Below are 12,941 nucleotides of genomic sequence, written 5' to 3' on the forward strand. Positions count from 1 at the left end.
AGAAGCTCAAGAGCTTCGCCCCGAGGTCGGGTCTCCCGAAAGCAGTCAGGGTCTATGTCAAATTCAGTGGGAGGCGCGACCTCGCGGCGATTGCAGGCCGCAAGGCCTGCCAGCAGACCGGGGTCTGTGAAGCTTCAATTTTCCGTGTCCTGCTCGCTATGCCCTCGGCTTGCCTGCTAGGGTTGGGCGCATCATCTGGGACGGAGACAATGATGTTCGAATCCGCCGAAATCGGCCATTCCATCGACAAGGCGACCTACGACGCCGCAGTGCCGGAATTACGCGAGGCGCTGCTGCAGGCGCAGTACCGGCTCAAGGCCCAAGCGCGGTTTCCGATGCTGATCCTGATCAACGGCATCGAGGGCGCGGGCAAGGGCGAGACCATCAAGCTGCTCAACGAATGGATGGACCCGCGGCTGATCCGGGTCGACAGTTTCTATGTGCCCAGCGACGAGGAACTGTCCCATCCGTTCGCATGGCGTTACTGGCGGCGCCTGCCACCGAAGGGGCATACCGGGATTTTCTTCGGCAACTGGTACAGCAAGATGCTCGAGGACCGGGTGCATGGGCGGATCAAGAATGCCGAGCTGAAACTGGCCACCGCCCGTGCGCAGCGTCTGGAGCGGATGCTCTGCGACGAGGGCGCGCTGATCTTCAAGTTCTGGTTTCACCTTTCCAAGGCCCAGATGAAGGCCCGTCTGGATTCGCTCAAGGACGATCCCCTGCACAGCTGGCGCATCAGTCCGCTGGACTGGCAGCAGTCGAAGACCTATGACAAGTTCGTTCGCCACGGCGAGCAGATCCTTCGGCTGAGCAGCCGCAGCTTCGCGCCCTGGTACGTGATCGAGGGTGTGGACTGGCGTTACCGCAGCCTGGCGGTGGGGCGTGTGCTGCTGGAGGGGCTGCAGGCGGCGCTGGACGGAGCCGAGCAGCCGACATCGCCGGCTTCCCAACCGCATTCGGCGCCGCTGCTGGGCAATCTGGACCGCTTGAGCCTGCTGGACAGCCTGGACCTGTCGCAGAAGCTGAGCAAGGACCTCTACCAGCAGCAGCTGGCCGAGGAGCAGGCCCGCTTGTCGCGCCTGTTGCGTGATCGCCGGCTGCGCAAGCGTGGCGTGCTGGCGCTGTTCGAGGGGCATGATGCGGCGGGCAAGGGCAGTGCGATCCGGCGTGTCACCGGCGCGCTGGACCCACGCCTGTATCGCACCGTGCAGATCGCCGCACCCACCGAGGAAGAGCGTGCCCAGCCATGGTTGTGGCGCTTCTGGCGCAACATCCCGGAGCGCGGCAAGTTCACCATCTTCGATCGTTCCTGGTATGGCCGGGTGCTGGTGGAGCGTGTCGAAGGATTCTGTACGCCGGACGAGTGGCTGCGTGCCTACAGCGAGATCAACGATTTCGAAGAGCAGCTGGTGGATAGCGACGTGGTGCTGGTGAAATTCTGGCTCAGCATCGATCAGGACACGCAGCTGCGGCGCTTCAAGGAGCGCGAGGCGACACCGTTCAAGCGCTTCAAGATCACCGATGAAGACTGGCGCAACCGCGAGAAATGGGACGACTACGGCCATGCCGTGGCGGACATGGTCGATCGTACCAGCACCGAAATCGCCCCCTGGACGCTGGTCGAGGCCAACGACAAGCGCTTCGCCCGGGTGAAGGTCCTGCGCACGCTGAACGAGGCGCTGGAGGCGGCGATCGCCAAGGGGTAACGATGGGAGCGGGGGCATGCCCGCGGCGCTTTTGCGGTGGGGGGCGCGAGCATGGCTCGCTCCTCGCCCCCTGCGTCCCGCTTCGGAGGACGCAGCGGCGGCTGACCGGGCGATGAATGGCCATATGCATGCTGAATGGTCGTCGCCACGGTCGCGCAGGCGGCACTATGCTCCGGTCATCGTCCACCGGCGGACGTGGAACAATTCGTGCGCAGCGCGCCGCAACAACAGCCCCACGAACGCCCCTGCTCCGAGGTATGCCATGCGTGAAGTAGTGATCGTCGACAGCGTGCGGACCGGCCTGGCCAAGTCCTTCCGCGGCAAGTTCAACATGACCCGCCCCGACGACATGGCGGCCCACTGCGTCGATGCGCTGCTGTCACGCAACGATCTGGACCCCGCGCTGGTCGAGGACTGCATCGTCGGTGCGGGCTCCAACGAAGGCGCGCAGGGCTACAACATCGGCCGCAACGTCGCCGTGCTGTCCCGCCTGGGCATCGACTGCCCCGGCATGACGCTGAACCGCTACTGCTCGTCGGGCCTGCAGGCCATCGCCATCGCCGCCAACCAGATCGCCTCCGGCTGCAGCGACGTCATCGTCGCCGGCGGGGTGGAGTCCATCAGTCTGACCCTCAGGAGTCGCAACACCGACTACCTGTTCAATCCGATCATCCAGGAGCGTGTGCCGGGCATCTACCACAGCATGGGGCAGACGGCCGAGCTGGTGGCGCGGCGTTACAACGTCACCCGCGAGCAGCAGGATCTCTATTCGCTGCAGAGCCAGCAGCGCACCGCACGCGCCCAGGCCGAAGGGCTGTTCAGCGACGAGATCGTGCCGATGAGCGTCGAGTACTTCACCGAGGACAAGAACAGCGGCGAGCGCACCGTGCATCGGGGCGTGGTGGACCGCGACGACTGCAACCGCCCCGACACCACGCTGGAAAGCCTGGCGGGACTCAAGCCGGCGTTCGCCGAGGATGGTTCGGTCACCGCCGGCAACGCGTCGCAACTTTCCGATGGTGCGTCCATGACCTTGGTGATGAGCCTGGAAAAGGCCATCGAGCTGGGCCTGAAGCCGCGTGCGTTCTTCCGCGGCTTCACCGTTGCCGGTTGCGAGCCGGAGGAAATGGGGATCGGGCCGGTATTCGCCGTGCCGCGCCTGCTCAAGGCCAAGGGCTTGCAGATCGACGATATCGACCTGTGGGAACTCAATGAAGCCTTCGCCTCGCAGTGCCTGTATTGCCGCGACACGCTGGGCATCGACAACGAGAAGTACAACGTCAACGGTGGTTCGATTTCCATCGGCCATCCATTCGGCATGACCGGCTCGCGCACCGCCGGCCATATCATCCGCGAGCTGCAGCGGCGCAACCTGCGCTATGGCGTGGTGACCATGTGCGTGGGCGGCGGCATGGGCGCTGCGGGGCTGTTCGAAGCGGCACGCTGATCGCCAGCGGACCCCGTAGGCGCGTCCTCGCGGCGATGCAGGCCGCAGGCCTGCCAACAGCTCAAGAGCATCGCCCCGACCGAGGTCGGGCCTCCCACAAAAGCAGACGGTGCACACCGAACCCGTGGGAGGCGCGCCCTCGCGGCGATTGCAGGCCGTAGGCCTGCCCAGAAGCTTGAAAAGCATCGCCCCGAGGGCGGGCCTCCCACAAGAGCAGCGAGCGCCCCACGGTTCCTGCGGGTGTGCCTTTACGGCGAACGGTTTCCCATTCGTAGTGAAAAAGCCGCAGAGCAACCTTTCGGTTCGGCTCTGCGGCTTTTTTCTTTCACCTGACCGCTATGCGATCAGGCCATGCGCTGCTTAGCGGGACAGGTTGTACTCGGCTGCGGCGCCGGTACCCACGATGCTGGCGGACGGCAGCAGCTGGCTGATGAAGCGGTTCCAGCGGGTGATGTTGGCCGGACCGACGAACACCACGTCCTGCGGCTGCAGCGGGAAGTGCTTGGCCAGGGCGAAGGCGGTCGGCGACTTGGCATTCAGCTGGAACACCTTGGCCTGACCTTCGGCCATCTTCTCCGCACCGCGGATCACGTAGAGCGCTTCGCCATCGGCAGTTTCCTGGCGAATGCCGCCGGCGGTGCCGACCGCATCCATCAGGTTCATGCTGGTGGCTTTGAAGGTCATCGCCTGCGGCAGCATCACTTCGCCCAGTACGTAGACCTTGCGCTGGTCGTTGTACGGCAGGTGCAGCTGGTCGCCATCCTTCAGGTAGACCTGATGCAGCCAGGAGTCCGGGCGGTTGAGGGAGTCGATGTCCAGCATGTACTCGCGGCCGTCACGCTTGAGGGTCAGGCCGGTGAGGTCGGCGGTATCGGTGTCCACGCCTGCCTGGCCGATGGCCTGGGTGATGGTCATCGGGGCGGTGGTGATCGGTACTTCACCGGCGGTGTTGAATGCACCGGAGACGACCACGCGCTGGCTGCCGAAGCGCAGGATGGAAACGTCCACCTGCGGGCTGTCGATGTAGTTGGTCAGGCGGCGGGCGATGATCGAGCGCAGCTCTTCGATGGTCTTGCCGGCGGCCTCGACGTTGCCGATATAGGGGTAGAACAGGGTGCCGTCAGGGCGCACCAGGCGACCGTTGGCATCCAGCTGCTGCTGCGGGCCGGACGGCGCGGTCAGCTCGGGGTGATCCCAGACGGTGATGTAGAGCAGGTCGTTCGGCCCGATGCGGTAGGACGAGGGCTTGTAGTTCAGCAGTTCCTGCTTGCTGGAGGTGCCCATGTCGGAGGCCAGTTCGCCCTTGAGCATCTCGGGCGTGATGCGCACCAGTTGGACCGTGCCGTGTTCGGCTTCGGCGCCTTCCTTGAACTCATCGGGGTCGAGGTACTGGCCGGGGGCGAAGGCGCAGCCTGGAGGACCAGGGTGGAAGTGAAAGCGAGTGCGATAAATGGTTTCATGGGTTGTTCATCCTTGACGGAGTGGTTGTTGTTCAAAGAGTGAGACGGCTGGATTCACTTTTCTGTCCAAGGCGTTGGAATACTTCTTTCGCCTATTCAAGAGGATCGGAGTCATCACTCCACACTCCTCAGCGACCAAACGGGACCGGTAGCCAAAGTTTCTCTCCTTCCTGAAATGTTTCACCTCCAGCAGCGTTATATCCGGCTGCACGGGAAACGTTATGTTTTATCCCGTCTGGTTGTAATAGCAGCTGTTTTCAACGACAAGCAGGTTTAATTCCTTTGCCTGTTCGATACAGCCTGTTGCTTACGGCCGGGGACGGGACGGCGCAAGGTGTTAGTTAGATGTTGAAGTGCCATCCTGCGCACATCACAGTAGGGATAGACCGTTGCGATAGGCTTGGGTTCACGACGGTTCCCGGCATTTACAGTGGATTTTTCGATCCTTTGGTTTACGAGTCCTGTTTCGCGGGTTTTGCCTTCTGGATGCGGTAGTTCTTTTCCCGCAGGAAGGCCGGAACTATGAAAAACGCATCATGGGTATAACGTTTCACCAGCCGCCTGGGCTCGGAGATCATTCGGTGCAGCCATTCGAGTTTGCAGTTCTGCATCCATACCGGGGCACGTTTAATACTTCCGGTGGCGAAGGAAATGGATGCGCCGATGCAAAATCCCATGCCGGTGCGTTCATGGCTCTGGATGGAACTTGCAAGTATTTCCTGGCGCGGTGCGCCGACGGCGTAGAACACCAGTTCGGAGGGATGGTCGCGAACGAACTGCAATGCCCGTTGAACTTCATCCGGTCTGTTGATGAAGCCCATCGGCGGGTTGTGGTGATAGAGGACGATGCCGGGATAGAGCGCGCGCAGCTTCGTGCATTCCTCATCGGTGGCGCCGATCAGGACGATCCGCAGGTGCTCCCTGTTGGCCCACTCCAGCAGATCGACGGTCAGGTCGCTGCCCGGAATCACTTCCTCGATCCGGACGCCCAGCCGCTGCAGCAGCGGTTGCAGGATGCGGCTGTCGCACAGGCGCAGGCGGGCCTTGGCGTAGGCCTCGCGCAAGGCGTCGTTGTGCTGGAGCTGCGCCAGGTGATCGACGTTGGGTGTCACCACGAAGGAGTAGGGCTGTGCGACCCCTTCCCGGATGCTGGCCAGCAAGGCTGCTTTGCTGCCGGTGTAGAAATCCACACCGAACGCGTGGTTGGTCTCACTAGACACTCATCGTTACTCCCTTGAAGGCGCCCTTGATGCCCGACCAGGCGAGGCTGGGGTGGTTGAATTCCTTGATGACGGTGATCGCGGAGAGGAAGCAGGCCGACATGAACGCGAAACCTCGCCCATAGAAACGCTTGTTGAAGCGTGTGGCTGCGCGGTTGCGGTAGTAGTGATAGAAGGCCGAGCGCCCGCCCGAGCTGAGCGAACCGTAGTGGTAGAGGCGGCTATCCGGTACGACGCGAATGGAGATGCCTTTCTTTCTGGCCTGGAATTGCCAGTCGACTTCCTCGGAGTACATGAAGTAGGCCTCGTCCATCAGCCCGATCCGCTCGATCAACCTGGCCGAGAACGCCAGGCTGCAGCCCATCAGGTAGTCGGGCTGCTCGCGGTTCTGCGCCATCGCCTCGAGGGTCTGGTCCTTGCCCAGCAGCCTGGCCTTGCCCAGCAGCGGATAGAGCTTGCCGCCGCCATAGCATTCCAGGCGGCCGCTGTCGGCGCTGAGGATCACCGAGCCGACGAACTGGCGGTCGTTCTTGCGCAGCGCCTCGAGCAACGGGGTGAAGGCATCGCTGTCGACGTAGGTGTCGTTGTTGACGATCCAGAAGGTCGTCACCGGCAGGTTCTTCAACGCCCAGCGCAGGCCGTGGTTGTTGCCGCCGGCGTAGCCGTTGTTCTGCGGATTGGCCAGCACGGTCACGTTCGGCCGGGGGCGGGCCTCCAGCCATTGGTCGAAGGCCACCACGGAGCCGTCCTGCGAGTCGTTGTCGATGACCACGACGTGATCGAGAGCCGGGCAATGAGCGAGCAGGCTCTCAACGCAACTGATGGTTTCAGTAGCTGCCTTGTAGTTGAGGATAAGCGCGACGTTCATGGATTCGCTCCTGGCTGCGAAGGTGACGGGCCTTGAGGGCATGGATGACAAAGAGGGCGGCGATGACGGGCTGGGCATATTCCAAGAGGCCGTTGAGCGGCCAGATGACGCAGAAGGCCAGCATCGTGGAATAGATGAAGGTCATGTCCGGCGTGATGTTGCGTGCGATGCGCTGGTAGACGAACAGCGTCACCGGGACGATGAGGAAGGTCAGGAAGCCGAAGCGGAACAGCGTGCCGATGATGCCGACGTCGGAGAGGAAGAAATGCTCGCCGAAATAGGGGATGAAGCCGTCCTGCCACATCAGCGACAGCGAGCCGCTGGGCAGCCAGTTGACCTGATCCAGATGCGTGAAGATCGCCGAGATGGTGTGCGGCCGGGCGCCGTCCTCGATTCCGCTTTCCAGCGTGCTGTCGTAGAACTCGGTGTTGAATCCGAGGACCTCCAGCAGGCTCGGGTAGAAGTAGAACGGCGACAGCAGGATCGACAGCGAGGCGGCCCAGATAATCGCCTTGGCACGCAGGCAGAACAGCGTGAAGGCCAGGCAGAGCACGATCAGCTGGCGGGTCTGGGTGGCGAATACCAGGGTCAGCAGCAGCACCGCTGCGATGATCAGGTAGAGGTTCTTGTTGCGCTTCGCGCCGTTGATCGGCGAGATGCCTTTCGACCAGATCTGGATGCAATAGAAGTAGCCGAAGCAGATCAGGTAGGGGCCGATGGACGAGCGGTCCGGGCGGTCGTCCGAGCGGACCTCCGGGCGCAGATCGGGAATCACGCCGAACTTGAAGCACCAGGAAAGGAAGGCTGCGATCAGCGCCGCATAGAGCAGCCCGCGCTCGAACTGCAGCGTGCTGACGCGCTTGCCGAGGAACAGCAGCGGGGCGAAGCCCAGGCAGAACAGCACCCGGCGCTCCTCGATCAGCCCGTAGACGATCGGCTGCCCGTAGGTGAAATAGGCGAACACCGCCGGCATCACCAGGAACACCACCACGCTGTACAGGCAGTAGTACATGAGGATGCGGAATTCGCGCGGCGCGTCCTCTGCCGAGGCCAGCAGCAAGAGAATGGTGAAGACGATGCAGATCGCCAGGTACAGCTCGTTCACCCCCTTGATGCCGTAGGGGTTGTGCGGACTCTCGCCGAACACGGAAAAGTGCAGCACGATCGCCAGGATCAGCAATGGGAAGAAGAAAAAGCGTGAACTGAAAGTCGTCATCAACCTTGGTCCTTAGGTAGAAAGTCCCTGATCGCGCAGCGGCTCATGCCGTTTCCAGCGCCCGCTTCTTGATCTTCTTGCGCCGCACCAGCAGCCCGGTGAATGCCTTGAAGCTCTGGTACAGCCCGATCTCCCTGACCCCCCTTGCCCAGCTCGAAGCCCTTGTAGGACGGGGTCTTGAGCATCAACAGCTTCATCGCCAGCAGCCGCGGCAGGATGGTGGTGCGGCGGTAGTACTGGAACGGCTGGATGGCGAAGATGCTGCCGGTGTCGAAAACCTCGGCTTTGACAACGCCAGCGGCCTGCGCGTTGCGGAAAAGTTCGCGGCCTTTTTCGGTGCGCACCAGGATCAGCGAGTTGCCCTCGCGCTCCTCGAACGACGGATAGCCCTTCTCGTCGCCTTCCCAGCCGTCGGCGCAGACGATGTCGGCGAACTCGCCGATGCCGTCCGGGCAGATCTTGCAGCGGGTCTGCAGGTGGCGGTTGAGCACCTTGCCCCAGGAGTCGTTGTAGGTCATGGTCCGCGCCTCGCCGCTCTTCAGCGTGGCCTTGGTCAGCCCTGGCCAGCCGTCGCCGCGGTAGCGGAAGGCGGTGACCTCGCTGCGCTCGACTTCCAGCTTGTCCAGCACCTGTTCGGTGCCATGCAGGCTCGGGGTGCCGGCGCACATGAAGGAGACGATGTAGGGAATGTTTTCCTTCAGCCGCGCATCGTGCTGCTGCATCTGGCGCACCGCGGCGACGTCGCAGGGCTTGCCGATGAACAGGTATTTCTCGGTGGACATGGCCACCCACTTCAGCGCTTCGCCGGGGCTCGCCGGCGCATAGCGCGAGCCGGAGGAGGCGATGATGTTCTGCCGCGAGCGGCTGATGGTGGCGACGTTCTCCAGTGGATCGGTCTGCGACGCCTGGATCTGGATCACGCCGTCGACCAGCTTGTTTTCCAGGCAATACTGCGCCAGCGCGGAGATCACGCCGCCGGAGGAGCCGGCCTGGCGAACTTCGTCGTCCGCCGCATAACCCTTGAGCGTATCGAGGATCTCGCCCCAGATCGGGTGGTAGTTGGCCGACTTGTAGGGGCGGATATCCAGGTTCAGCGCCGGGCAGGATTTGGCGAAGGCCGCACTGGTCCGCTCGCTGGCCACCGGCTTGTTCCGATATTGCGTATTGAGCACCGGCCGGTGATAACCGTCGGCGTTGAGCCGGATCCTGATGGCATCGTCATCGGCCACCGAGCTGCACATTCCGCAACCGCTGCACAGGTCGTTGTTCAGCACGCGGTTCAATAGAGCTTTCATACCTGCCTTCCCTTGAGCGGCCGGTCGGGCATACGCGACCGGCAGTATTGAACGAGTTCGGTCATGCGCGCTGGCGCTGCTTGCGGTAGATGGCGAGCACCGCATAACCGTAGATAACCGTCAGGACGACCATGCCCAGAGTGGACACCCAGGGGGCCGCCTGTATTCCGTGCGAGGGGATGAAAATCCAGTAGCACGCCACTGTGACCACTCCCGAGGCGATGATTCCGAACGTGCGCAGGAAGCCGGTCCCCATCGCCATCAGCTGCACCCCCAGCCCGGCGGCGACGAAGCGCGCGGCGGTGAAGCAGGCGAAGGCCAGCCACAGGGTGTTCAGCTCGGCGTACTCGGCGCCGAGGAAGTAATCGGTGAACAGCGGGCCGATGAAGAAGAACGCCAGGGCGAAGGCCAGTCCCATGCCCGCGTATTCGCCGAGGATGCGCACGCCGTAGCGGAACAGCCCGGCGGTCTTGTTGTGCAACTGGTAGGCGAAACGCGGGATGTGCACGCTGGCCAGCAGTACGCTGAACGGCACCGCGCCCTGGATCAGCCGCGAGCCGGCGAAATAGATGCCCGCCGCCTCGCGGCCGGCGAGGTGGTTGACCAGGATGACGTCGAGCTGGGCGAAGATGTTGGTCGCGCCGCTGTCCACCGCGAAGCTGGTGGAGGTCTTGAAGCGCTCCACCAGCACCTGCCGGGAATTGCGCAGGATGTCGCCCAGGGCGAGGATCTTCGACAGCGCGCGCAGGGCGAAGGTGGCGTAGATCAGCCGCGAGAGCAGGAACGCCAGGCCGATGGCCAGTACGTCGTTGCGCAAGAGGATCGCCGCGCCGATCAACACGAAATGCACCAGCGCCGTCGCCACCACGATGCGGGTTTCGCGGTGGAACTGGCCGATGCTGCGAAACACCGTCAGCCCCAGGTCGCCGTAGGACGAGGCCAGGGTGCCGAGCAGGAACAGCACCGCGGCGAAGCGCTCGATGAGGTGCAGGTCGAGCACGAAGAGGATCAGCGGCAGCAGCACCACGCAGGCCGGCAGCACCAGCACCGATTTCGCCGCCAGGCTGGCCGACATGATCTCGCCGGCGCGCTCGCGCTCGGCGCCGATGTCGCGCAGCGCGCGCATGCCGAAGCCATAGTCGGTCACCAGAGCGACGATGGTCGACCAGGTGATGACGATCGAGATGAAGCCGAAATCGCTCGGCCCCAGCGTGCGCGCCAGGATCAGCAGCGTTCCCAACTGCACGGCGGTACGCGCCGCCGTGGTCACCCCCATCAGGCATGATCGCGCATGGTTATCTCTGGTACACGGCCTGGGCTGATGCAGCGAAGCCAGGAGTTGTTCCAGCGCCGCGCTGTAGGCATCCAGCTTGCGACGGATGATCGCGCCGCTGGCGGCGACTTCCGCCTTGAGCTGCTCGCGGTTGTCCAGATGCGCCAGCACCTGTTCCAGCGCGCTGTCGGTGTCCTCGGTCTTGAGGTCGACCACGCGGTGGTAGTCCAGCGACTGGTAGAGCCCGGCGAACTTGCGGCTGTAGGCCAGCGGCACCACCGGCACGCCGGCGGAGAAGGCGCCGATGGTGGCGTGCATGCGCGCGCCGACGAAGAAATCCATGCCGCTGATGTAGGACTTGGCCTCGATCGGGCCCTTGAAGCGCGGCGCCAGCCTGAGTTCGGGAAACTGCTGCTGCAACTGCCGGGAGACGGTGTAGTCATCCTCGGCGGGGAAGCCGATCGGGATCACGTGGGGCACCAGGTGCACCTCATGGCCGCGTTCGAGCAGGCTGCGGATCAGCCGGTCGGTCAGCGCCTTGTAGTCGGCTCGCAGGCCGAACTGGTTGGCCGTGCCTTCGTAGCCGCCGTGATGCAGCAGGGCCGAAACGCTGAGGCCCACGGCCAGTTTGTTCGGGTCGCGCTGTTCGCTCTGGCGCTCGAAGGGCAGGGCGAAGGCAACGTCGATCACTTCGTCGCGGTTGGAGACGTTCAGCTGCTTGAGCACATCGAAGGACTGGTGATCGCGGGCGAAGACCATGGTGCTTTTCTTCATTGCCCAGGCCGAGGCCTTGGTGCCCCAGTCGGACTTGAACGGGCCGATGGTCTGCGGCGACAGGATCAGCGGCACGCGGCCACCCAACGCCATGCCCTTGCTGACCAGCAGCTTGATCAGGCGCTTGACGCCATAGATGTCGGAGAAGCTGTCGCCCTCGCCGATGTCGAACACCGCGTCGCAGGAGGCGATCGCCCGGTACAGGCCGTGGGGATTCTTCAGCAGCGCCTTCTCGTTGAACTCGATGAATTCGTAGTTGAAGCGTTCGGTGGACGGCGGATAGTCGCAGGGGCCGGACGAGCCGATGATCAGGTACTCGGGGGTGATGCCGCATTTGCGCGCCGCCTCGTCGATCAGCAGCATGTTGGAAATGCTCAGCGCGCCAACCCCCAGGTTGCCGGATGAGAACGAGTGCCATAGCAGTCCGAATTTCATGTTCGTGTCACTCCAGAATCAGTCAGCGTGAGGTGCCGGTGCGGGGCCGATGGCGCTGCAATCGTTGGCGAGGTGTTTGCGCATGAGTTCCATCTGCGGCCGGTCCTTGCCGTCGCGCGGCTCGATCGCGAGCTTGTAGGTGCCCCAGCCGGGGCCGCCGGCCCAGTAGGTGCTGGGTACGCAGTTGTCGTTGAGGTAGGCGAGCAGGTTGTCCATCGCCACGGCCGCCTCGGGCAGGTCGTCGGGAATGCCGTACTCGCCGAGATAGCCCTTCTGCCCGTGCTGTTTCAGCCATTCGATGAACGGCCGCGCACGCTCGACGCCGAGCATCGGGTCGATGTTGCGGCTGGCCCGCGGCATGTACTTGCCGGAGAAATCCTCGTCGAAGTACAGGTGCGCTTCGTAGACGATGCGCTCGGCCGGGTCGTCGATCAGGAAGTTGGCGTTCACCAGCGGCCAGTGGAAGGCGCTCGACCAACGCTCGCCCTCGATGAAGATCAGCGTCTGCTGGTCGACCTCGCGGATCGCATCGACGGCGGCCTGGGCCGCGCCGGGCCAGAGGCCGACGGTGCCGTGCGGCTCGTTCATGATGTCGTAGCCGAGCAGCGCGGGGTGGCCCTTGAAGTGCTGCGCCAGCTTCTGCCAGACGGAGGCGTAGGCCGCGTAGGGCACCTGGCGCGAGCCGATCAGTTCGCCGTGGTAACGACCATAGTTGTGCATGTCGAGAATGACCTTCTGGCCATTCTGCGCGGCCAGGTCCAGGGTCTTTTTCAACAGCCGGATCTGGTCGAAGTTCAATCCATCGTCGAGCGAGTGCTGCACCCGCTCCCAGATGAAGGGGAAGCGGATCAGCCGGATGCCCTGGCTGGCGTAGTACTCGAAGTGTTTTTTCTGCGGATAGAAGTAGTGGGTGCCGTGTTTGCCCGGCGTGATGTGCGGAGCGAAGCCGGCGCCGGAAAGATTGACGCCGAGCAGGGCCAGGCCATCCTCCGTGGCCGGCCAGTCGGCGGCACGAGCACCGGCGGTGGCGAGCGCAAGCGTCAGCGCCAGCGCCAGTCGGCCGGCTCGTCCGGCAGGGCCGATCCCGTTGGGCGCCCGATTGCACGCAAAATCCAGGGAAAACACGTCCAAAAAGCCTCTGCAACACGTAACGGAAGCCAAAAAATATCCGCTGCGCCTGATGGCCCAGTCGAAAAGAGGCAGTCCGAAAAAGAAAAGGGGCAGTGCGCTGGTGGCGGCAGGTT

6 protein-coding genes and 4 pseudogenes are annotated in these 12,941 nt (G+C 63.5%); 2 read left to right on the forward strand and 8 right to left on the reverse strand.

Features of this window, described 5'->3' with window-relative positions; all coding sequences use genetic code 11:
• The first annotated feature begins 212 nt into the window (after positions 1–212).
• Together pap and BAY1663_RS13585 are read left to right on the forward strand one after the other, a co-directional pair.
• Positions 213–1,709, forward strand: a complete 1,497-nt coding sequence (gene pap, locus BAY1663_RS13580; protein ID WP_037041714.1) for a polyphosphate:AMP phosphotransferase — start codon at positions 213–215, stop codon at positions 1,707–1,709.
• A gap of 262 nt (positions 1,710–1,971) precedes the next feature.
• The gene (locus BAY1663_RS13585) at positions 1,972–3,156 is read left to right on the forward strand and encodes a thiolase family protein (protein ID WP_037041716.1); all 1,185 of its coding nucleotides are present in this window, start codon (positions 1,972–1,974) and stop codon (positions 3,154–3,156) included.
• Between the two features lie 360 nt (positions 3,157–3,516).
• Here BAY1663_RS13585 and BAY1663_RS13590 read toward each other — a convergent pair.
• The 8 genes and pseudogenes from BAY1663_RS13590 to BAY1663_RS13625 all read right to left on the reverse strand — a co-directional run bounded on the left by BAY1663_RS13590 (position 3,517) and on the right by BAY1663_RS13625 (position 12,780).
• Positions 3,517–4,616 (reverse strand): annotated as a pseudogene (locus BAY1663_RS13590) (polysaccharide biosynthesis/export family protein).
• 452 nt (positions 4,617–5,068) lie between these two features.
• Complete coding sequence (locus tag BAY1663_RS13595; protein WP_037041718.1) at positions 5,069–5,836, reverse strand: WecB/TagA/CpsF family glycosyltransferase; 768 nt, start codon at positions 5,834–5,836, stop codon at positions 5,069–5,071.
• Entirely contained in the window at positions 5,829–6,704 is an 876-nt protein-coding gene (locus BAY1663_RS13600) for a glycosyltransferase family 2 protein (RefSeq protein ID WP_037041720.1), read from the reverse strand. The genes BAY1663_RS13595 and BAY1663_RS13600 overlap by 8 nt, the downstream gene beginning before the upstream one ends.
• Positions 6,664–7,920: a hypothetical protein gene (locus BAY1663_RS13605; RefSeq protein ID WP_037041723.1), complete on the reverse strand. Its 1,257-nt coding sequence runs from the start codon at positions 7,918–7,920 to the stop codon at positions 6,664–6,666. The genes BAY1663_RS13600 and BAY1663_RS13605 overlap by 41 nt, the downstream gene beginning before the upstream one ends.
• Positions 7,921–7,963: 43 nt before the next feature.
• A pseudogene (locus BAY1663_RS13610) lies at positions 7,964–9,215 on the reverse strand (Coenzyme F420 hydrogenase/dehydrogenase, beta subunit C-terminal domain).
• Positions 9,216–9,276: 61 nt separating this feature from the next.
• Positions 9,277–10,508: pseudogene (locus tag BAY1663_RS24640) on the reverse strand (oligosaccharide flippase family protein).
• A 2-nt stretch (positions 10,509–10,510) separates the two neighbouring features.
• Positions 10,511–11,697: pseudogene (locus tag BAY1663_RS24645) on the reverse strand (polysaccharide pyruvyl transferase family protein).
• An 18-nt stretch (positions 11,698–11,715) separates the two neighbouring features.
• Complete coding sequence (locus tag BAY1663_RS13625; protein WP_037041763.1) at positions 11,716–12,780, reverse strand: cellulase family glycosylhydrolase; 1,065 nt, start codon at positions 12,778–12,780, stop codon at positions 11,716–11,718.
• Between the last annotated feature and the right edge of the window lie 161 nt (positions 12,781–12,941).

Origin of the sequence: Pseudomonas sp. BAY1663 (assembly GCF_000582595.1) — a bacterium.
GTDB classification, from domain to species: Bacteria; Pseudomonadota; Gammaproteobacteria; order Pseudomonadales; family Pseudomonadaceae; genus Stutzerimonas; species Stutzerimonas stutzeri_AF.

Excerpts from the sequence above, each read along its gene's own strand:
- pap (WP_037041714.1), top strand. The coding sequence starts at position 213 with ATGTTCGAATCCGCCGAAATCGGCCATTCCATCGACAAGGCGACCTAC.
- BAY1663_RS13585 (WP_037041716.1), top strand. The coding sequence starts at position 1,972 with ATGCGTGAAGTAGTGATCGTCGACAGCGTGCGGACCGGCCTGGCCAAG.
- BAY1663_RS13600 (WP_037041720.1), bottom strand. The coding sequence starts at position 6,704 with ATGAACGTCGCGCTTATCCTCAACTACAAGGCAGCTACTGAAACCATC.
- BAY1663_RS13605 (WP_037041723.1), bottom strand. The coding sequence starts at position 7,920 with ATGACGACTTTCAGTTCACGCTTTTTCTTCTTCCCATTGCTGATCCTG.